This window comes from Facklamia miroungae, from assembly GCF_012396555.1.
In the GTDB taxonomy this organism is placed as follows: Bacteria; Bacillota; Bacilli; order Lactobacillales; family Aerococcaceae; genus Facklamia; species Facklamia miroungae.
On record NZ_JAAXPS010000005.1, the window covers coordinates 1 to 21,557 of the forward strand.

At 38.0% G+C, this 21,557-nt stretch carries 13 protein-coding genes; 10 read left to right on the forward strand and 3 right to left on the reverse strand.

From position 1 onward, the window contains the following. The coding region (locus tag HF969_RS06210) for a LysM peptidoglycan-binding domain-containing protein (protein WP_168427170.1) at positions 1 to 1,433 on the forward strand (1,433 nt) is incomplete at its 5' end. A 172-nt stretch (positions 1,434 to 1,605) separates the two neighbouring features. After that, complete coding sequence (locus HF969_RS06215; protein WP_168427171.1) at positions 1,606 to 3,837, forward strand: LysM peptidoglycan-binding domain-containing protein; 2,232 nt, start codon at positions 1,606 to 1,608, stop codon at positions 3,835 to 3,837. Between the two features lie 111 nt (positions 3,838 to 3,948). Here HF969_RS06215 and HF969_RS06220 read toward each other — a convergent pair whose 3' ends face one another. Further along, positions 3,949 to 5,364: an aspartate ammonia-lyase gene (locus HF969_RS06220; protein WP_090289923.1), complete on the reverse strand. Its 1,416-nt coding sequence runs from the start codon at positions 5,362 to 5,364 to the stop codon at positions 3,949 to 3,951. 115 nt (positions 5,365 to 5,479) lie between these two features. On the opposite strand from HF969_RS06220, the gene HF969_RS06225 reads away from it, so the two are divergent. The 4 genes from HF969_RS06225 to HF969_RS06240 all read left to right on the forward strand — a co-directional run bounded on the left by HF969_RS06225 (position 5,480) and on the right by HF969_RS06240 (position 10,531). Further along, positions 5,480 to 6,424 carry a LysR family transcriptional regulator gene (locus HF969_RS06225; protein WP_090289924.1) on the forward strand — a complete coding sequence of 315 codons (945 nt, stop codon included), beginning with the start codon at positions 5,480 to 5,482 and terminating at the stop codon, positions 6,422 to 6,424. Positions 6,425 to 6,506: 82 nt separating this feature from the next. After that, the gene (gene fumC / locus HF969_RS06230; RefSeq protein ID WP_090289925.1) at positions 6,507 to 7,871 is read left to right on the forward strand and encodes a class II fumarate hydratase; all 1,365 of its coding nucleotides are present in this window, start codon (positions 6,507 to 6,509) and stop codon (positions 7,869 to 7,871) included. Positions 7,872 to 7,889: 18 nt separating this feature from the next. Further along, positions 7,890 to 9,059, forward strand: coding sequence for an NAD(P)-dependent malic enzyme (locus tag HF969_RS06235; protein ID WP_090289926.1), 1,170 nt, complete (start codon positions 7,890 to 7,892; stop codon positions 9,057 to 9,059). A 122-nt stretch (positions 9,060 to 9,181) separates the two neighbouring features. Further along, positions 9,182 to 10,531, forward strand: coding sequence for an MATE family efflux transporter (locus HF969_RS06240; protein WP_245694841.1), 1,350 nt, complete (start codon positions 9,182 to 9,184; stop codon positions 10,529 to 10,531). 78 nt (positions 10,532 to 10,609) lie between these two features. Here HF969_RS06240 and gdhA read toward each other — a convergent pair whose 3' ends face one another. Beyond that, the gene (gene gdhA, locus HF969_RS06245) at positions 10,610 to 11,956 is read right to left on the reverse strand and encodes an NADP-specific glutamate dehydrogenase (RefSeq protein WP_090289927.1); all 1,347 of its coding nucleotides are present in this window, start codon (positions 11,954 to 11,956) and stop codon (positions 10,610 to 10,612) included. Between the two features lie 169 nt (positions 11,957 to 12,125). On the opposite strand from gdhA, the gene HF969_RS06250 reads away from it, so the two are divergent. From HF969_RS06250 to HF969_RS06260, 3 genes are all read left to right on the forward strand, one after another. Continuing rightward, on the forward strand, positions 12,126 to 13,481 hold the full coding sequence (locus tag HF969_RS06250; protein ID WP_090289928.1) for a DUF308 domain-containing protein: 1,356 nt from the start codon (positions 12,126 to 12,128) through the stop codon (positions 13,479 to 13,481). A 116-nt stretch (positions 13,482 to 13,597) separates the two neighbouring features. Further along, the gene (gene proB / locus HF969_RS06255; RefSeq protein ID WP_090289929.1) at positions 13,598 to 14,407 is read left to right on the forward strand and encodes a glutamate 5-kinase; all 810 of its coding nucleotides are present in this window, start codon (positions 13,598 to 13,600) and stop codon (positions 14,405 to 14,407) included. Between the two features lies 1 nt (position 14,408). Further along, positions 14,409 to 15,668: a glutamate-5-semialdehyde dehydrogenase gene (locus HF969_RS06260; protein ID WP_210727898.1), complete on the forward strand. Its 1,260-nt coding sequence runs from the start codon at positions 14,409 to 14,411 to the stop codon at positions 15,666 to 15,668. A gap of 113 nt (positions 15,669 to 15,781) precedes the next feature. Here the strand turns inward: HF969_RS06260 and HF969_RS06265 are convergent, their stop codons facing one another. Further along, positions 15,782 to 18,487, reverse strand: a complete 2,706-nt coding sequence (locus tag HF969_RS06265; protein WP_090289930.1) for a cation-translocating P-type ATPase — start codon at positions 18,485 to 18,487, stop codon at positions 15,782 to 15,784. Positions 18,488 to 18,902: 415 nt separating this feature from the next. Between HF969_RS06265 and HF969_RS06270 the strand changes: the two genes are divergently transcribed. Next, positions 18,903 to 21,488, forward strand: coding sequence for an LPXTG cell wall anchor domain-containing protein (locus HF969_RS06270; protein WP_090289931.1), 2,586 nt, complete (start codon positions 18,903 to 18,905; stop codon positions 21,486 to 21,488). Positions 21,489 to 21,557: the final 69 nt, after the last annotated feature.

Here is a 21,557-nt window from a genome sequence, read left to right on the forward strand (position 1 = left end):
GCGACCTGATTCATCCAGGTAATGTTCTAATCGTTGCCAAAGGAGAAGCCCCAAGTCCAGCCCCAACACCAGACAAGCCAAGTGACAGTCAACCGACTACACCAAGCAAACCAACAACGAGCAAGACCTATACCGTCCGACCAGGCGATTGGTTAGGTAAGATTGCTGGTCAATACGGTATCACTGTTAATCAATTGAAGGCTTGGAACAATTTATCCAGCGACCTGATTCATCCAGGTAATGTTCTAATCGTTGCCAAAGGAGAAGCCCCAAGTCCAGCCCCAACACCAGACAAGCCAAGTGACAGTCAACCGACTACACCAAGCAAACCAACAACGAGCAAGACTTATACCGTCCGACCTGGCGATTGGTTAGCAAAGATCGCTGATCAATTTGGTATTACTGTCAACCAATTGAAAACTTGGAACAATCTAAGATCAAATTATATTTATGCGGGAGATATTTTACTTGTTTCTCAACCCAATGACATAAGTGATCCTAAACCAAATACACCCGATAAAACTGGTCAAGACAAAGTAAAAACTTATGTTGTTCAAAGTGGCGATTCTCTATATTCAGTAGCTAAAAACTTTGGTGTTTCTGTTTCTAATTTGAAAAAATGGAATGAAATGACTTCTAACACTCTTTATGAAGGATATGCTTTAATTGTGAATGATGCTCAACCTTCATCTCCAGTGATCAGAGTAGAAGATCAAGGCGATCAGTATAAAGATAATCAATCATTAAAACATACCCCTTATGAATATAGTTATCACATTGTTCAAGCAGGGGACAGCTTAGAAACAATTTCTTGGCAGCATGAAATCAAAGTGAGTGAATTGAAAAAGTTAAATAACCTAACTACCACTCATTTAACTGTGGGACAGAAAATTTTAATTTCTAAAGTACCAACGCAAGAAAAAGTAAATATCGAGCCAACAGAAGTTACAAATGCAAATGTTGAACGTCTTTTAGATATAGCTCGTAGTTATCTCGGCGTAACTAAGTATTCACCCGAACACAGAGCACTCGTTGATGCATATAATCGTATTTATCCTAAACCAGTTGGTTACAGTTTGACTTATGACGATGACTGGTGTGATGCTTTTGTTACACACATTGCTGATGAAGCAGGATTGTCTAGATTAACCGGACGTGAAGTCGGAGTGGAACGTCATAAGAATATTGTAAAAAACAAAGGAATTTGGATGGGCCTTACCAAGCCAAAAGCAGGAGACATCATCTTCTTCAATTGGGATGGTTATCGTAATGGTTGGGGTCATCATATCGGAATCGTTGAGTCCTATAACAATGGATTGATAACAACTTTTGAAGGCAATACCACTATTAATGATTCGAAACGAATGGTGGCTCGTAAGGAATTTGCATGGGATAGCATTTATATTCAAGGATATGGTCGCCCTCGTTATTAAAAAATATTAACAAAAAAGATCGAACAGGAAAATTGTTCGATCTTTTTTAAGAATTATTACAAGGTTTTAGCAAGAGATTAAATTTATGTTTCAATCATTTATAGGGAAATAAGCATGCTATAATTTATGTAATGAAAAAACCACAATAAATGAGTAAATGGAGGATATCGAAATGAGCAATAAGGTATTAAGAAATAGTATCCTATCGCTTTCTATGTCAGTACTAGCTGCTGTTTCTTTTTCACACATGGAATCAGTAGAACTAGTTTTTGCCCAAGAGACGAATAGTTCGATAGGAACCTACACGGTTAAAGCAGGAGATGGGGTTTATCGAATTGCAGTGAACCATGGCATGACTATGGAAGAATTGAAACAGTTAAATGGTTTGACTAGTGACTTAATCCATCCTGGGGATATTTTAAAAGTTTATCTTAAAGAGAATACGGTGACCGAAAACCAGCCAGTTAAAGAGGAAGAAGAACCACAAGATCCACAAAATGATTCAACTCCTGTCAATGATCAGACTGAAATTTCTAATCAAGCGATCCAGTCGAACAATTCAACAACGAGCAACACCTATACAGTACGTCCTGGGGACTATTTGAATAAGATCGCCAAACAATTTGGTGTTAGCGTAGCCCAATTAAAGTCTTGGAACAACTTAACCAGTGATTTGATTCATCCTGGTAATATTTTAGTGGTTTCAAAATCAGGTCCAGTCAACCCGCAACCGGAACAACCATTGGATACAAAGCCAAGTCAACCCGACCCGTCAAGTCAATCCAATAAGACTAAAACATACACGGTACGCCCAGGAGACTATCTGAATAAGATTGCCAAACAATTTGGTATTAGCGTAGCCCAATTAAAGTCTTGGAACAACTTAACCAGTGATTTGATTCATCCGGGTAATATTTTAGTGGTTTCAAAATCAGCTCCAGTCAACCCGCAACCGGAACAACCATTGGATACAAAGCCAAGTCAACCCGACCCGTCAAGTCAATCCAATAAAACTAAAACATACACGGTACGCCCGGGAGACTATCTGAATAAGATTGCCATACAATTTGGTATTAGCGTAACCCAATTAAAGTCTTGGAACAACTTAACCAGTGATTTGATCCATCCTGGTAATGTTTTAATAGTTTCAAAATCAGCTGTAGCAACTCCAACGCCAGATCAATCTTCCGATAGTGAGCTGAATAAGCCCAATCAACCCAGTCAACCAAGTGTCACAAAGACCTATACAGTTCGTCCGGGTGATTATTTAAATAAAATTGCAAGACAATTTGGGATTACACTTCACCAATTGAAATCTTGGAATAATCTATCCAGCAATTTAATTCATCCTGGTGATAAATTACTTGTTTCCAAAGCCATTCCTCAAACATCAAATCCAGAGCAACCTACTGAAGATGATCAACCCGCACCAACTTTCTCAAAGGAGACCTATACGGTTCGTCCTGGCGATTGGTTAGCTAAGATTGCCAATCAATTTGGTATTACAGTTAGTCAATTAAAGTCGTGGAATAACCTTTCAAGTAATTTGATCCATCCTGGTAATGTTTTGGTGGTATCCAAAGCAAGTTCAGTCAATCCAACTCCTCCTATCAAGGAACCAGAGAAATTGACAAGTGCTAATAACTATATTGTTAAATCGGGTGATTCTCTTTATAGCATCGCTTTACACTTTGGTGTAAGCGTAAATCAATTAAAAAGTTGGAATAAATTGAATTCAAATGTTATTTATGTTGGTCAACGTCTTAATCTATCTCCAGATAAAACCGTAAAACAGACTATTCCTGTCAATAGTCGGAGTGTCTTTATTGATGCAGGCCATGGGGGGGCTGAAGCAGGAGCCAGCTCTTATGGTTATTTAGAAAAAGACTTGAACTTGAATATTTCTCGTCAAGTAGCTGATAAGTTAAGACAGCAAGGGTATACGGTATTTGAAACACGTAAAGATGATTCAACTGTGGCGCTTACAAGAAGAGACGATTTACCAAATGAATTGAAGACAGATATTTTTGTAAGTATTCACCATAATGCCATGCCTAAACATCTTAGAGGAACAGCCAGTGGAATCCTAACTCTTTACCACGATCGGTCGGTAGATGTGCCAGGATATTCCACTTTATCACATCACACGGATGAAAAACTGACTCAAGGAAAGCGGTTAGCTCAAGAACTACAGAAGTCCTTGGTAGCTGCTACAGGAGGAGCTAGTCAAGGAACACGTCCTCAAAATCTTCATGTGACTCGAACGACAGACATGCCAGCTGCTTTAGTTGAGTTAGGTTATATGGATAATCCGACCGAATTAAAAAAATTAACTGATTCGGTATATCAAGCTAAATTAGTTGATGGACTTATCAATGGAATTAATAGTTACTTCAATAAGTAATTAATCAAAAAAGACTTTGTAAGCTAAAATGCTTACAAAGTCTTTTTCTATAAGGATCAATAATTTCTAAGAAAAACCACCTGATAAGTCAGATGGTTTATTTGTTGCTAATTATTTATGGCAGATTCCTGGACTGGTCATTTTTTCTGGAGCTAATATGCTTTCCAATTCCTCTTCATCTAATAATTTTTCAGATAAGATGATATCTTTGACCCGTTCGTTATTGTTCAATGCTCGTTTAGCTATTTCAGCTGCCTTCTGGTAACCAATATGTGGAACAAGCGCAGTGATCGTTCCAACGCTTTGATCAACGAGTTCTTGGCAACGTTCAGGGTTAGCTGTGATACCAGCGATACAATTGTCAATGAAAGTAGCAATACCGTTTTGAAGAATTTTGATGGATTCAAAAAGTGAATAAAAAATTACAGGTTCAAAAGCATTGAGTTCTAATTGACCGGCTTCAACGGACATGGCGATCGTTGTGTCATTACCGACTACTCGGTAAGCCACTTGACTAACTACTTCAGGAATAACGGGGTTAACCTTACCTGGCATAATGGATGAACCATTTTGTTTTTTAGGTAAATTAATTTCATTAAAGCCTGTTTTCGGTCCAGAAGACATCAAACGTAGGTCATTGGCAATTTTAGATAAGCTAAGTGCGAATGTTCTTAAGACACCTGAAACGGCTGCGAAAGAGTCAATGTGCTGTGTACCATCAACGAGGTCTTCGCTTTGTTTTAATTCAAGGCCAGTTATATTTGCTAAGGTAGGAACGATTTGATTAACATATTCTACATCAGCATTTAGTCCTGTTCCTATTGCAGTTGCCCCCATGTTAACCACTAACATTTCGTCAATCACTTGAGTGAGTCGTTGGTGAGAGCGGGTAACTGCACTAGCATATGCCTTGAATTCTTGACCCAAACGAATTGGGATTGCATCTTGCATTTGAGTCCGTCCCATCTTGATTACATCATTAAATTCGATAGACTTATCAGTAAGGGTTTTTTCCAGACGCTCCATTTCCTCTAAAAGTCCTTGAGTCAATTGGTAAATAGTGAGTTTCCCGGCGGTAGGAATCACATCATTAGTGGATTGACCATAATTCACATGGTCATTCGGATGGACTAAATTATATTTACCTTTATCTTCGCCCAATAGTTCACTGGCACGATTGGCAACAACTTCATTAATATTCATATTCATTGAAGTTCCTGCGCCACCTTGAATAGGATCAACTATAAAATCTTGGTGAAGTTGACCAGCCAATATTTCTTCACAAGCAGTAATAATTGCTTTCGCAACCTTATCATCTAAAAGTCCAAGTTTACCATTTGTCATAGCCGAAGCTTTTTTAATATAGGCTAGACTGTGAATAAAAATAGGGTCTAATAATTGACCAGTTATCGGAAAATTTTCTTTTGCTCGAATGGATTGAACACCATAGTAAGCAGTCTGTGGTACTTGATGAGAACCGATTGAATCATATTCTTCTCTAAATTCCAATGTTTCAGATGTTTTCATGGAATGCCTCCTAAAGTATTTGTATTTCTTTTTCATTATATAGTGAAAGGGCTTTAACTTCAACATGGATTGAGTTATACTGGATATAATATAAAATTTATAAAGGGGTGCGGTAATGTTCCATGGAAAAGAGTATGTGCTGACTGTATTTGAAGAACAGTCCTTTTCAAAAGCATCCGAAAAAATGTTTGTCTCTCAACCATCATTGAGTGCAAATGTTAAGCGGATTGAGAAACGTTTAGGTCACGATATTTTTGACCGGTCGACAATTCCTATTAAGTTGACGGAATTTGGTGTGGAGTATATTCGTAACGCTAAAGAAATTCAGCGTATTGAAGCTGATTTTCAACAATATATTTCTAAAGTGGACAATTTACAGTACGGTCGAATTGCTATTGGGGGAACGAGTCTTTTTGCCTCCATGGTTTTACCTAAACTAATGGCAAAATTCAATGCGATTTATCCTGAAATACAAATTGATCTCTTTGAAGAAACATCAAGCAAATTAATTGATTTGCTTCATGAAGGTGAGATTGATCTTTTACTAGATAATACTTTTCTAGATAGTCGCTATTATGATCATTTTCCATTTGTAAATGAGTCTTTATTGTTGGCAGTTCCTGAGAAATTTGAGGTGAATGGATTATTAAAGGATTATCAGTTAAGTTTAAAAGATATTAAAAACCATTCTTCTGACTTAATCAATTTACCCCTTACCTACTTAAAGGAATTTAAACATACACCTTTTGTTTTCTTGAAAGTGACTAATGATACTGGCTCAAGAGCACGAGCTATCTGTCAAGAAGCACACTTTGTGCCGAATATTGCTTTTGAAGTTGAACAACAATTAACTGCTTATAATATTTCGTCGTCCGGTATTGCTATTTCATTTATTGGTGAAGCGTTGATTCATTATATTAATCATAAAGATCAAGTTAAATATTATCGTTTGGAAAGTGAAAATGCTAAACGACCAGTCAATTTTTATTGGAAAAAGGATCGCTATCAATCGAAAGCAGTGGAAGCTTTTTTAGAGCTTCTTAAGAAGAATAAAAATTAATTGTAAAGAGTTTCATTCTAGAATTTAGTGTGTATAATTAGTCCTATAGAATTAAAGTTATATATTTTAAGGAGGAAGGCTTGTGAAAGTTAGAATTGAGCACGATTCGCTTGGGGAAATTCAGGTTCCAGCAGATAGATATTGGGGAGCAGTAACTCAAAGATCTTATCAAAATTTTGAGATAGGTAGTGAGAAGATGCCTCGGGATGTTATTTGTGCGATTGCCTTGGTAAAAAAAGCAGCCGCAATTGCGAACCATACTTTAGGCGTACTCGATCAAGAACGCTCAGAACTGATTCAGCAGGTTTGTAATGAAATTTTAGCAGGAGATTTGGAGAATCATTTCCCCTTAATTGTGTGGCAAACAGGCTCTGGAACTCAAACCAACATGAATGTCAACGAAGTAATTGCTAATCGGGGTAATGAAATTGCGGGCAAGAAATTGCTTCACCCGAATGATCATGTTAATAAGTCACAGTCATCGAATGATGTGTTTCCAACAGCCATGCACTTATCGGCAATGGTAAAGATACATTCTCAACTATTACCGGTTTTAGATCATATTATTAATACCTTGACTAAGATGGAAGAAAAATATCGCAATGTTGTCAAAAATGGTCGGACCCATTTACAGGATGCAACACCCGTTACTTTTGGTCAAGAAGTGAGCGGATGGTTGGCTTCTATCCAGCAATCTAAGCGGATGGTTGAGTTAAGTTTACAACCCTTGTATGAAATTGCTCTTGGAGGGACAGCGGTTGGAACCGGCTTAAATACGCCTGAGGGTTACGCTGAAAAAGTTGCGCAGGTTTTAGCTCAAATAACTGAACTACCTATTAAAACTTCATCTAATAAATTTCACTCACTATCTAGTAAAGATGAACTGGTCTTTACGCATGGTGCTTTAGCAACATTAGCCAGCGACATGATGAAGATTGCTAATGATGTGCGGTGGTTGGCTTCAGGTCCACGGAGTGGTATTGGAGAAATCACCTTGCCAACCAATGAACCTGGTTCTTCAATTATGCCTGGTAAAGTTAACCCTACTCAATGTGAGGCCTTATCAATGGTAGCTATTCAAGTGATGGCGAATGATAATTTGATGTCTATGGCTAATTCTCAAGGTAATTTTGAATTAAATGTGTATATGCCAGTAATGATCTACAATTTTATTCAATCGGTTCAATTATTAGCAGATGCCATTGCTTCTTTTGACCACAAATGTTTGGTTGGCATTGAAGTCAATGAGAGACGGATGAAAGAATTAGTCGACCAGTCACTCATGTTGGTTACCAAATTGAATACTCATATTGGATATGAAAAAGCAGCGGAAATTGCGAAAAAAGCTTTTAATGATGATTCAACATTAAAAGAGGCTTGTTTAGCATTAGGCTATTTGGAAGCAGAAGAATTTGACCGTTTAGTTGATCCATCTACTATGGTTTAAAAGAAAGGGAGTAAATCAATGGACGTTTATGAAAAATCACTCAAATTACACTATGATTTAGCAGGTAAGATTGAGGTTGTCAGCCGTGCTAAAATTGACAATGCAGAAGATTTATCTTTGGCGTATTCGCCAGGGGTAGCTGAACCATGTCGTGTCATTGCTAAAGATTATGAAGAATCTTTTAAATTAACGCGCCGTAATAATCTAGTCGCGGTTGTGACAAATGGGACGGCTGTTTTAGGATTAGGAGATATTGGGCCTGCAGCTGGTATGCCTGTGATGGAAGGTAAGTGTGCTTTATTTAAGCGCTTTGCTGATGTCGATGCTTTCCCAATTTGTGTCGATAGTAAAAATGTGGACGAAATAGTGGATACCATCGCTATGATTTCAAAAAGTTTTGGTGGTATAAACTTAGAAGATATTTCAGCACCGACTTGTTTTGAAATTGAAGCAAAGTTAAAAGAAAGAGTAGATATTCCTGTCTTCCACGATGATCAACACGGAACTGCTATAGTTACAGCAGCAGCTTTGATTAACGCTATTAAATTAACGAAAAAGCCAATGGGTCAATTGAAAATGGTGATTAATGGTGCTGGAGCTGCAGGGATTGCAATTGCTAAATTATTAATTCAGATGAATTTTGGTGAAGTCATTATGGTAGATCGTAAAGGTATTCTCTATGATGGGAACCCAGATCTCGATCCAGCTAAAAAAGCTATTGCAAAATTGACAAATTCAAGTAAAATGCAAGGTGAACTGGCTGACGCTTTGAAAGGTGCCGATGTGTTAATTGGTGTCTCTGCTCCAGATACAGTCAGCAAAGAGATGGTAGAATCGATGAATGAACCATTAATTTTTGCGATGGCTAATCCGATTCCTGAAATTATGCCAGAAGACGCACTTGAGGCTGGAGCAAAGATTGTGGGTACAGGAAGATCTGATTATCCGAACCAGATCAATAATGTACTTGCCTTTCCAGGTATTTTTAAAGGTGCATTATCAGTACGGGCAAGAGAAATCACTGATAAAATGAAGGAAAGAGCAGCAATTGCAATTGCTGAGATGCTTCCTGAAGCAGAACTGCGTCCGGACAATATTATCATTTCGCCTCTAGCGGATGGTGTTGCAGACGCTGTAGCCAAAGCGGTAGCAGATTGTGCAATTGAAGAAGGTGTCGCTAGAATATAAGAGTAAAGTAATAAATTTTACAAGGAGTCAGTTGGCACGCTGCTGACTGACTCCTTCATTTATGGGAGTGTTTAAGTTTGAAAGCAAAGATGAATAACAGGGATTTTTTAACGCAGGGTCCGATGTTTAAGGTTATTTTAATGATTTCTGCCCCGTTAATGTTTAATAACCTCGTTCGTACGTTTTATACAGTAGCGGATGGTTTATTTTTAGCTCAACTTTCAGCAGAGGATTTTGCGGCATCGGCTTTTTCTTGGCCTTTAAATTTTCTTTTCATTTCCTTGGGAATGGGAATTGGGGTAGCTGCTACTGCGCTTTTATCCAATTTTTTGGGGTCCAAGCAATATAACCGTGTGCAAACTTATGTGGATAATACGCTGTTGCTGACCCTTAGTATAGGTATCGTTTTATCTGTTTTAGGCTATTTAGCTACGCCGTGGATGTTAACCATTATGGGAGGCAGTGGTAGCTTTTTAGAAAAAGCCATTGTCTATTTCAAAATAAGTTTTATTGGTCTTGTGTTTGATTTTGCTTTTTTTACCTATCAAGCGATCTTGAATGCACAAGGGAATACAAAAACTTTGACTATTATCTCTGCTATTTCGATGATGATCAACATAGTACTTGATCCGATATTTATCTATGACCAAGTTCCTTTTGTCAACATTTCTGGTTTAGGATGGGGGATTGCAGGAGCCGCATGGGCGACTGTGATTTCAAAAATTGTCTTAATTTCGATGGCGATTTATGTTGTAAATCAGCAGTCTAGAATTCAACCGCAACTAAGAGGGATCAAATTCAATTGGTCTACTAGTCAGCATATTATGAAACTAGCCTTTCCCTCTTTCTTAGGTTATGGGGGATCATCACTTGGATTTACAGTTATGAATGCTTTGATCACTTCCTATGGTACAAACACCCTAGCTGCCTTTTCTATGGTGAATCGTATCTCAGATATTGTTATGCAGCCACAAATGGGGGTAGGAATGGCTCTGACTTCCATAATTGGTCAAAACATGGGAGCAAAGCTCTATACTAGAGCCAATCAGATTTTTAAACGAGCTATTATTTTTATCCTCTTAATGTCGGTAATATCATCATTAATCATAATGCTGTTCCAAGATCCGATTTTAAGTATCTTTATTAAAGAATCAGCGGATAGTGATCTATGGATTCAAGCCAAAGAATACCTTGCTTATACAGCTTTTATTATTTTCTTTATGGGCTTGTTTGCAGCCTTCAATGGCTTTTTCCAAGGATGTGGTCAGACTAAATATTCAATGCTGATGTCTCTGGGAAGGCTCTGGTTTATTCGTGTACCGATTGTAATGTATCTACGTTATTTCACCGATTTGGGGTCTTCAGGTATTTGGATTTCAATGTTGATATCCAATATGTTGATTGTTGTCTGGGGCTTTTATATCTATCGCAAGAAAGATTGGAAGTCACTGGTTCAAATGCAAATGGGTTAGTTTTGTTTTGATCAATTATAATAAAAAGAGTGGAGGTGACCTTTTTTCACCTCCACTCTTTTTAACTTTTAACATTTATTAGACAAGTCCATGCAGTCGAATTAAATCAACGATTTTTTTGAAGGAGGCAACATCTGCCGCTACCGCGTACTGTTTGCCTAGGTTGTACTCTTGACATGTTGCTTGGCATGTTTTGAAGATTGTAAACATAATGCTTTGAAGTTTTTGATCCACTTCGTCAAATGACCATTGAAGGCGGATGGCATTTTGCGACATTTCAAGCCCGGATACAGCCACACCTCCAGCATTAGCTGCTTTTCCAGGCGCCCAAATAAAGTTGTCGGTTTGATTGAATATCTGAATTGCTTCTGAGTTGCAAGGCATATTTGCACCTTCAGCAAGATAACGAACGCCATTAGCGATTAAATTTTTTGCTTGATGAGCTGAAATTTCATTTTGTGTAGCGCAGGGCAGGGCAATATCCGCTTGAATTGAGCGTGACCAAATAGAGACTTTGGAAAATGAAGCTTGAGGCCGCATTTTTGAATAGAATGAGAGGTCCTTGTTATGATGATTAATGATATTCTCCAATAGCTCTACATTTATGCCTTGAGGATCATAAAGCGAGCCTTGGCTATTAGAAACAGCTACAACTATCCCACCTAAACTAACGGCCTTATGGATCGCGTTTAAGCCTACGTTTCCTAAGCCTGAAATGATTAGACGCTTTTGTGAGATCTGTTCATTTTCCTCCTCTAACATAGCTTGAAGAAAATAAATAAGCCCATAGCCAGTTGCTTCTTCTCGTCCTAGCGAGCCATTGGCTAATACCGGTTTACCTGTTAAACTTGCTAGTTCAATTCCTTTGACGCGTTTATATTGACCATATAGGTAGCCAATCTCTCGTTGACCCACCCCTATATCACCGGCAGGAACATCAATTTTTTCATTGATGTGTTTGGCTAGTTCAGTCATAAAGGACTGGCAGAAACGCATAATTTCTTGATCCGATCGTCCACGCGGTGAAAAATCAGCACCGCCTTTGCCGCCTCCCATGGGAAGTCCTATTAAAACATTTTTAAAGGTTTGTTCAAAGGCTAAGAATTTAAGGATACTCTCATTAACGCTTGTATCAAAACGCAATCCTCCTTTATAGGGGCCTAATAAAGAAGAGTGTTGTACACGGTAGCCCCAATTTATATTTACCTGCCCTTGGTCATCTTGCCAAGGAACTCTAAAAGTAATTATACGTTCAGGAGATACAAGACGCTCGAGGATTGCTTCTTTCTTCATATTTTTATCTTGATCGATGAGAAACTCGATGGCTGAAAGAAACTCTTTCACTGCTTGAAGATACTCGGTTTGATGAGCAAACTTTGTTTGGAGATTGGAATAGACTTTTTTAACATAAGGGTTATGAAACATAATAAAACTCCCATCTTTCACTTTGAAATAAGTATAGCATATACCAGTAGCTTTTTTAGTCGAATCGATAAGAATAGTCAGTAACCCTCAGAGGTAAAAAGTTCGTGTCAGCAACTTTCTTTAAGGAGATATGATAAAATATATCAGGAGTAGAAAGGGGGAAGCTGGGATGAAAAAGATACAAAGACGGAATCATTCTTATTTAATATTTGGCTTGAGCTTGCTGGTAATTGGTATGGGTCTCGTTTTGTTTAAAGTGGGGACAGCGAATCTAATCATGCAGTTCATAGCTCTCTCAATTCTCATAATGGGCAGTATGCGTTTATGGGATCTTAAATTTGGTCAAAAATTTAATGGTTCACCAAAAGATAAAAGATTACAAATCTTTATAGTCTTAGCCCAAGTTTTTTTTGCGATAGGTCTTTTAATTTATCATGAGAATTCTTATTTATGGATGATCCGTGCCATTGGGATTTATCAGTTAATAATGTCTATCTTAAATTTCTTTTCATATTACCTCATGCGTCAGGATGGGGCCCATGAGCGTCATCAACGATTAGCCTTTGCTCTGGTACACTTATTTTTTGCTTTGGACAGTATTATAGCCACAAGCCAGGGGCATCCAGCTCTGATTCGCTTAGGTATCTACTTAATTTTTTTAGGAATTACTTATATTCATGATGGACGGTTTGCTCTGATTGATCCACGTAAAGAACAAGCTTGGCGCCGAACATTGAGAATCCCTCTGCCAGTCATTTTTTCAGCCTTATTACCCCAAAAGTTAATTCACAATATTAATGAGATAATTACAGGACGAGTGAATGATCTTTATCCAGATCTGACTTCTTCTCTTCAAACTTTTGATAAAGGTATAGCAAAAGATCAAGACCATCGGATTACCATTCAAATTCATGTTGGAACAGCTACTTTTGACATGGTAGGACATATGAATATTATTTATAAGGGTGTTGTTTATTTTTACGGTAATCATGATGTTGATTCTAGGAATTTGTTTGATACAGCTGGGGATGGGGTTTTAGCCTTAATTGACCAAGAAGAATATTTAGCATTCGCTTTAAGAAATCGTCTCACAATTGTTGAATATGATATTGCTATTACACCAGAGCAAGCTCAACTCATTGAAGAAAAAATGTCTGAAATGAAAGAAGAAATGGTTGTATGGCACCCACAATCAAAGGCCGTACTAAAATCTTTCGTTGGCAAACTAAAGCGTGAAACGAATCATACAGTTTTTTATAAATTTAAAGCCGGACAATTTCAGACATATTTTGTTTTTTGGACCAATTGTGTTTTGTTTTCTGATAATATTCTAGAAGCGATGGGATTAGATCTTTTTCCTCTCATTGGTATTCAAACACCTGGTACGTATTATGACTTTTTAGAAAGAGAATACCAAAAAGAAGAGTCGATTATTATAGAACGAAGAGTCTATAGCCAGGTACTGCGGAATTATTTGTCTAAATTATCTTTTGCTGAACCCAAAGAGTATCATCAAAATGTCTAATCATTATTGAAAGAAAACATTTTCTTTTCAATTTGTAACGAGAATGCCAACCACTCTTTACCCTAATCAAATTGTTTTCTATAATAGAGCTATTGAATAGAAAATGAGGATAAAATATGAATCGAACAAACTTAAGAAATGCAAAAAGGATTATTATAAAATTAGGGACTAACACTATTTTGTCCAATGAAGGTATTAATTTTGCTAAAATGGATCGATTGGCTTATGTTTGTGCCAGTTTAATTCAAGAAGGTAAAGAAATTGTGATCGTTTCTTCAGGAGCGATCGGGGTAGGAAGTAAAGAATTAAATGAAGAACATTATCCTACAACCATCGCCGATCAGCAGGTGGCTTCTGCAGTGGGACAGACGATACTGATGGGGCATTACGCGCGATTTTTTAAGTATTACGGTGTCAATGTTGGCCAAATACTTTTAACACGCGATGTGATTGATTATCCGCAATCATTACAAAATGTTCAAGTAGCCATGGATACATTACTTAGACGAAAGATTGTTCCGATTATTAATGAAAATGATGCGGTTGCTGTTGAGGAGTTAAATCATCAAACAAAGTTTGGAGATAACGATACCTTATCAGCAATAGTGGCCAAGATGACAGCTGCAGATCTCCTAGTTATTTTGTCTGATGTGGATGGTTTATATGACTCCAATCCCCAACAGAACCCGAAGGCTCGATTAATCGACCAAGTGAATGAAATGACGGAAGAAATTCATCAAATGGCCTTGGGTAAAGGTTCTGAATTCTCTACAGGGGGTATGGCTACTAAGTTGAATGCAGCTGAAGTGATCTTAACGACAAACTCTTCCTTAGTGATTACTTCAGGAGCAGATCCATCGATCATTTTTGATATTCTCAAGGGAGAAACGATAGGAACTTTTTTTCATAGGAAAGGAGACCGATAATATGAAAAATACCACCATGGATTTATTAGCGATTGGCCAAAAAGCTAAAGAGAGTTCTGAAATTTTACGAAAACTAGATAGTCAATCGCGAAATAAGGCCCTATTAGCGATGGCAAAATCTTTAGAAGAACAGAAGACAGTTATCTTAGAAAAAAACAATCAAGATGTGAATAACGCACGTGAAGATGGTATGGCAACAGCAATGCTTGAAAGACTTACCCTTGATAATAAACGCTTTGTTTCGATGGTTGCTGGAATTCGGAAAATTGCTCAACTACCAGATCCTTTAGCTCAAACGCGTAAACAATGGGTGAATGACTTAGGTTTACGAATTAGCCAAAGATCCGTTCCCTTAGGTGTCATAGGAATAATATATGAATCGCGTCCTAATGTTACCGCAGATGCATCCAGTTTATGCTTAAAGGCAGGGAATGCGGTCATATTAAGAGGTGGTAAGGAAGCAATTGCCACAAATATCGCCATCGTTGAAGCGATTCAAACAGGTCTCGAATCAGTTGGTTTATCCAAATATTGTGTTCAGTTAATTAGTGATCCAGACCGCCAGTTAGTGACGCAGTTAATGCAAATGAATCAGTATGTTGACTGCTTAATTCCAAGAGGAGGGGCTGAGCTCATTCAAAATGTGGTTCAAAATGCAACAGTACCAGTGATTGAAACAGGGGTAGGTAATGTCCATATTTATGTTCATGAAACAGCTGATTTTGAGATGGCTAAAGCTATTATTGTGAATGCTAAAACACAACGTCCGTCAGTATGTAATGCTGTGGAAACGATTGTTGTGGATGAAGCGTTTGCGAATGCTCATCTATCGCAGATTGGAAATGCCTTGTTTGATGCGAATGTTCAGATTTTAGGAGATGAACAAACACGTAAACTACTACCCTATTCTGTCCAAGCGAGCGAAAAAGATTATAAGACAGAATTTTTAGATTTAGTAGTGGCTGTTAAAGTTGTAAAAAACTATGCTCAAGCTATTGAACATATCAGTCGCTATTCAACTGGACATTCGGAAGCGATTATAACCCAAGATTATTCAGTGGCACAGGACTTTATGAATGATATTGATTCAGCAGCGGTTTATGTGAATGCTTCGACGCGGTTTACAGATGGTGAAGTTTTTGGCTTTGGTGGTGAAATTGGTATTTCAACTCAAAAGCTTCATGCACGGGGTCCGATGGGTTTAGAAGCTCTAACAACCTACAAGTACTTAATTGAAGGCTCTGGACAAATAAGAAATTAGCACACAAAAAAACTGAGACTTTGTCTCAGTTTCAGACTGTAGACAAAGTCCTTTAAATCACCAACCAATGGTGATTTAGAGGGCTCTGTCTCATTTTTTATTTAGTGTAAGATTTAACGGTTATATTTATCAGTAAAGCCACTTGCTCGCATGATTAATTTAACAATTTCGACTACTACTACAATTGATACAGCTGCTGCTATCACTATTCCCCATTGTCCGCCTGTGAGTGCATGGACATCAAAAAATTGACTAATGCCAGGGATAAGGACAACCCCTAGTAACATGGCACCTGATACCAAGAAAGCGAGGTTGAGCCACTTGTTGTCAAATGGATTGCGACTAAATAAAGAAGTGAAAACAGACTTGACGTTATAAGCATGGAACAATTGAATTAAACCTAGAGTAATAAAAGCCATTGTTTCTGCAAGCACGTGACGCTCATCACCCACTAAATGAGTGTGCATAGGTCCTTCAGCTGCATACCAATAAACAAATAAAGTGATTAAGGCTTCCAAAATTCCTTGATAAAGAATGGAAGGTGCTACGCCAAAGGATAAGAAAGAATCTTTCTTGGTCCGAGGGCGATGGGACATTACGTCGGATTCAGCCTTTTCCATACCTAACGCAATGGCCGGGAAAACGTCAGTCACCAAGTTAATCCATAAGATATGAATTGGCTCAAGAATCACCCAACCAAATAGGGTGGCTGTGAATAAGGTGATAACTTCTCCTAAGTTGGCCGAAAGTAAGAATTGAACGGCCTTTTGGATATTGGCAAATACTTTTCGTCCTTCCTCCACTGCAACCACAATCGTTTGGAAATTGTCATCAGCCAGTACCATATCAGAAGCTCCTTTAGAAACTTCTGTTCCTGTTATACCCATTCCAACCCCGATATCAGCTTGTTTTAGGGAAGGGGCATCATTCACCCCGTCACCAGTCATTGATACGACAGCATCATTAGCTTGCCAGGCTCGAATAATTCGAACTTTATGTTCTGGAGAGACCCGAGCATAGACAGCATAGTTTTCTACTTCTTTGGCCAGTTGGTCATCAGAAATTTCATCCAGTTGGTCACCGGTCATTACATGACGTTCATTTTCACTATCATTAGGATCTAAAATGGTCAGACGTTCAGCAATAGCTTGAGCAGTCATAGCATGGTCGCCCGTGATCATGACCGTACGAATTCCTGCTAGGCGAGCTTTTTCAATGGAAGCTTTAGCTTCTGTTCGTTCAGGGTCAATCATACCAACTAAACCAGTAAAAACTAAATTATTTTCAAGTGTTTCTGTTGTAACCTCAGTCGGAATTTCGTCGATGATTTTAAAGGCTCCAGCCAGGACGCGCAATGCTTGACGACCTAACTTCGCATTTTCTTCTAGAATTTCTTCTTTGGTTGTGGAAGTCATTTCAAGCACTTTTTGGTCTTTTAGAATGTGCTTAGACCGTTGTATCAATTGATCGGGAGCGCCCTTTACAAAGACTATGAAGCGACCATCACTTGCTTTATGGATCGTCGACATTAACTTACGACTCGAATCGAAGGGTATTTCTTCAACACGAGGGAATTGGTTTAATTGATCTGTTAAATCCATTTCATGGTCTAAAGCATATTGAACAAGGGCTGTTTCCGTTGGATCACCACTGACATTTCCTTGCGCGTCAATTTTAGTGTCATTGGGGAAAGCAAAAGAACGAATAAATTCACCAGTTACATCTATTGGGTCTTTGGCATCATATAACTTTCCATTATAATAAACTTTTTCAACTGTCATCTGGTTAAGTGTTAGCGTACCCGTTTTATCGGAACAAATCACCTTAGTAGATCCTAAAGTTTCTACAGCTGGTAGGGTCCTTACTAGAGCATTTCGCTCAGCCATGGTCTGTGTACCTAGTGAAAGAATAATGGTTGAAATAGCAGGTAGTCCTTCCGGAATAGCCGCTACAGCTAGTGAAATAGATACTAAAAGCATTTGAATAGGAGAGAAACCTTTGAAGAAAACCCCAACAATAAAAGTTAAAATAGCAATGGCAATAATTAAGTAAGTGAGGGTTTTACCAAGTTTCTCTTGGTCTTTTTGGAGTGGAGTGAGCTGTTTCTCGGTTGAAGACAGCATGGCGGCAATATGACCCACTTCTGTATCCATTCCTGTTTGGGTTACTACACCAAGTCCTCGACCATAAGTAATGTTTGTTGAGGAATAGGCCATATTTGACCGATCACCAATACCTGCTTCTTTTTCGATAATTTGCTCAGCATGTTTCTCCACTGGAACAGATTCACCGGTTAAAGCAGCTTCTTCGACTTTTAAGGAGTTTGTTTCGACTAAGCGCAAGTCAGCTGGGACGATGTCACCTGCTTCTAAACTAACAATATCTCCTGGAACGAGTTCGGTTGATTTTATCTTGCTGAAAGATCCATCACGCAATACATTAGCTTCTGGAGATGACATATCGCGTAAAGCGTTAATGGCATCTTCAGCTTTTGCTTCTTGAAAAACACCTAAAATGGCATTCAAAAGTACGACGATCAAGATTATAATTGAGTCAGTAGGCCCTTCCCCTTCCATATAACCTACAAATGCAGATACAATCGAAGCAACCAACAAGACGATAATCATAAAGTCCTTAAATTGATCAATAAATTTTTGAAGAAGTGACCTCGTTTCTTCTTCTTTAAGTGTGTTTTCACCGTATTGCTCCAAACGCGATTTTACTTCTACTTGAGTTAAACCTGTTTGAATATTTGTATTGAGTTTGCTAATAATCTCTTGACCGGATTTAGCATACGCAATAATATCTTTGGTTGACATTAACTTTCCTCCCTTTAAATTTCGTGTTGATAAGTTTGTTATTGAATAGAAAAAGACTTATGCCACTTGGGCAACACAAAGCTGCGCTCAACGGCATAAGTCTCACTTTTTCAGACTGTACCAGTAGCAAAAAACTACTTATCGTTGTTGATACAGCCAAGATAGAAACTATCTTAAGTTACTCCCTTATGAACATCTAGCTAAATTATAATCAATAGAACTTTTTTATGCAAACATTTTAAAAAAATTATGTCTAAAAAAAAAAGTGTTGATTATTTAAATTTGAAGAAAGATTGATGAATATTTGGAAAAACCTTAATAAATTGTGATATTTAAGCGATTTAAGATCGTTTTCACAAGATTTATGGTAAAGTAAATATGTAGATGAACCACAGAATTTAAGGAGGTAATGATAATGTTTAAAAGAAAAAATATAGTATCTTTTTTCTTAGTCGGTAATTTATTGGCTGTTCCTTTCTTTGAAACTCAAGAAGTTTTAGCGCGTGTTGAAACAGAAGTTGAAACCCAATATGTTAGTCCCGAATTTAATATCTTTTTACAAATTGATGAGAATGCCCCACAAACTCAAAATGAGATTTCTTTCGATATTATTGATAAGGCTACTCAATCAGTTGTTTATTCGTATCGCAGTGATGATACGGACCACCAGCCGATTGAACTTTTCGCAGGAGAATATATCTTCCGTTTATATGATGGAGGAAGTTTTCAAAGAGAAGGTCAAATAATTAAACCCTATCAAGTTCAAATAGGAAAAGAAAATCAAGGAGAAGCTGAAGAGCTTGCTGCTAATCCAGGAGAAATTGTTGAATTAGCTGATCAATCCACTGTTTATGATTTTATTTTTACCATTGATGAAAGCCAGTTTGATTTTAGCCCAGTGTTTGATATTTATTTAGTAGGGGATCAAGTTCAAAATCCTCAAGCACCAGAAATAGAATCAATGCCCGAAGATGGTAGTCAAGAAACAGAAACGAGTGAAGCGACTAGCATTGAAGAAACTAGTCAAGCAAGCCCTGAGGAAATCACCGAAGAATCGCAAGCAGATTTTCAAGTGGAAGTATATGATCAAGATCAAATGCCAGTCGAAGGTGTGAAGATCCAATTAACGAATACTGAAGAGCCCCAAGCAAATCAAGAATTGATATCCGATGAGAATGGGATTGCTCAAGCTTCAGAAATTCCAGCTGGTAATTATCAGTATCAGGTAGTTGAAACACCCGAAACGCATTCTGCTGAAGGTACTGTACTTGATGCCCAAATTATTGCGGGAGAAGAAAATCGCCAAGTCATTGGAATTACTAAGTTAGCTCAAGTAGGCCAAATGAGTATTCAAATCACCGATAAGCAAGGACAACCGATTGACCAAGCTGAAGTTCAAGCGGGTGATCAAACCTATACGAGCAATGCCGATGGCTATATTTTAATTGATTCCTTGCCGGTAGGTAATTACGATGTTACTCTCTTATCTGTCCCAGGTGAGGAAAAAATAGATGGAAATGTACAAAATGTTGAAGTTATAGATCAACAAACTGTCGAGCTTACTTTTGAAGTGGACAATACTACTACGACACTTGAAACAACCACCACTGAAGAACCGACAACCACCACTGAAGAACCGACAACCACCACTGAAGAACCGACAACCACCACTGAAGAACCGACAACCACCACTGAGGAACCGACAACCACCACTGAAGAACCCAAGGCGGTTTTAAATATTAAAGTTCAAGATCAAAATGCTGAACCTGTTGAAGATGCAAGTTTGCTATTAGTGAATAAGGAGACAGGACAAGAACAAGAGATAGTGACTAACAGCGAGGGAATGGCTACAGCCAATAATCTTGCATTAGGTAGCTATCAATACCAAGTGAGTCAAGCTCCGGAAGGTTATATAGCTGAAGGAACTCTCTTGGATGTCGCTGTAGATCAGGAAGAGCCTGAATTGCAAGTTGTAACCATTCAAAAAGAAGCAACAGTTGGTCAGGTTTCAATAGCAGTGAGCGATAGTCAAGGCCAAGGATTAGGTCAGGTCCAATTACAAGTCGGGGACATTTCAGTAGAGACTGATGAAGCAGGAATAGCTTTAATTGAAGAAATGCCTATTGGAGAATACCTTGTCAAGATAGTTGCTGTTCCTGAAGGCTATCGCCTTGATCAAATTTCTCCAGAGAAAATTGAAGTAAAGGCGAATCAAAAAACTGATTTAACCTATCAATTAGAAGAAATTAAAACGACTGAGCAGCCAACAACTACTGCTGAACCAACAACTACTACAGAGATCACAACAACTCAAGAGCCAACTACAAAAGAACCTACTACTACAACGGTAGCTGAAACAACTAAAGAGCAGACGACCACAAGTCAAATCACAACGACTGTTACTGAGGAATCGAAGGTTCCTGAAAGGGTCTTTAAAGACTTAGAACATGGAGGAGAAGTCCTTCTAACTCAGTCAGATGCTAAAAAGGTTGCAAAGGTTTTGATCCAAAATGTAGCGATTGATGCTGCAAATCTTCCTGCCGCATTAAAAGGTAAAGATTATGTAGCTTATCAAGTGAAAGCTTTTGATAAAGACGGCAATGAAATTACGCTTGAGAATCCAACCTTGATCAAGTTACCTACTCGCCCTATTAATAGCCAAGTAGAAGCAGTGAAAATAAAGGGTCTACAAGTTGAACCTTTGAAGATACGTGTCAATCAGCAAACAGCTAGTATTGATAGTCAAGGGCTTGGTATGATTGCTCTAGTATATGGGGATGCTAAATCGGATCAAACGACAACAAGTACGAGTCAAACTCAAGAAGATGGGAAAACCGTAGTCGTAAAAAAATCTACCGATCGTAAAGAAGCTGATAAAGGTAATTTACCAACGGCAGGAGAAACTACTTCTAAAGTCATCTATCTTATAGCAGGAGTCTTAGTGGTTGGAGGAACGCTTCTAATTACTTTAAGAAAAAGAAATCAGGACCAAGATAAATAATTTAAAATTTTAAGCCTCACTTTCTAATTGTTGATTAGAGGGTGAGGTTTTTATCTTTTCATAAGAAAC

What these genes read in the sequence shown, in the direction of transcription:
- proB (WP_090289929.1), top strand. Translation starts at nt 13,598, where the DNA reads ATGAATCGAACAAACTTAAGAAATGCAAAAAGGATTATTATAAAATTA.
- HF969_RS06220 (WP_090289923.1), bottom strand. Translation starts at nt 5,364, where the DNA reads ATGAAAACATCTGAAACATTGGAATTTAGAGAAGAATATGATTCAATC.
- HF969_RS06265 (WP_090289930.1), bottom strand. Translation starts at nt 18,487, where the DNA reads ATGTCAACCAAAGATATTATTGCGTATGCTAAATCCGGTCAAGAGATT.
- HF969_RS06260 (WP_210727898.1), top strand. Translation starts at nt 14,409, where the DNA reads ATGAAAAATACCACCATGGATTTATTAGCGATTGGCCAAAAAGCTAAA.
- gdhA (WP_090289927.1), bottom strand. Translation starts at nt 11,956, where the DNA reads ATGTTTCATAACCCTTATGTTAAAAAAGTCTATTCCAATCTCCAAACA.
- HF969_RS06250 (WP_090289928.1), top strand. Translation starts at nt 12,126, where the DNA reads ATGAAAAAGATACAAAGACGGAATCATTCTTATTTAATATTTGGCTTG.
- HF969_RS06235 (WP_090289926.1), top strand. Translation starts at nt 7,890, where the DNA reads ATGGACGTTTATGAAAAATCACTCAAATTACACTATGATTTAGCAGGT.
- HF969_RS06215 (WP_168427171.1), top strand. Translation starts at nt 1,606, where the DNA reads ATGAGCAATAAGGTATTAAGAAATAGTATCCTATCGCTTTCTATGTCA.
- HF969_RS06270 (WP_090289931.1), top strand. Translation starts at nt 18,903, where the DNA reads ATGTTTAAAAGAAAAAATATAGTATCTTTTTTCTTAGTCGGTAATTTA.
- HF969_RS06240 (WP_245694841.1), top strand. Translation starts at nt 9,182, where the DNA reads ATGTTTAAGGTTATTTTAATGATTTCTGCCCCGTTAATGTTTAATAAC.
- HF969_RS06225 (WP_090289924.1), top strand. Translation starts at nt 5,480, where the DNA reads ATGTTCCATGGAAAAGAGTATGTGCTGACTGTATTTGAAGAACAGTCC.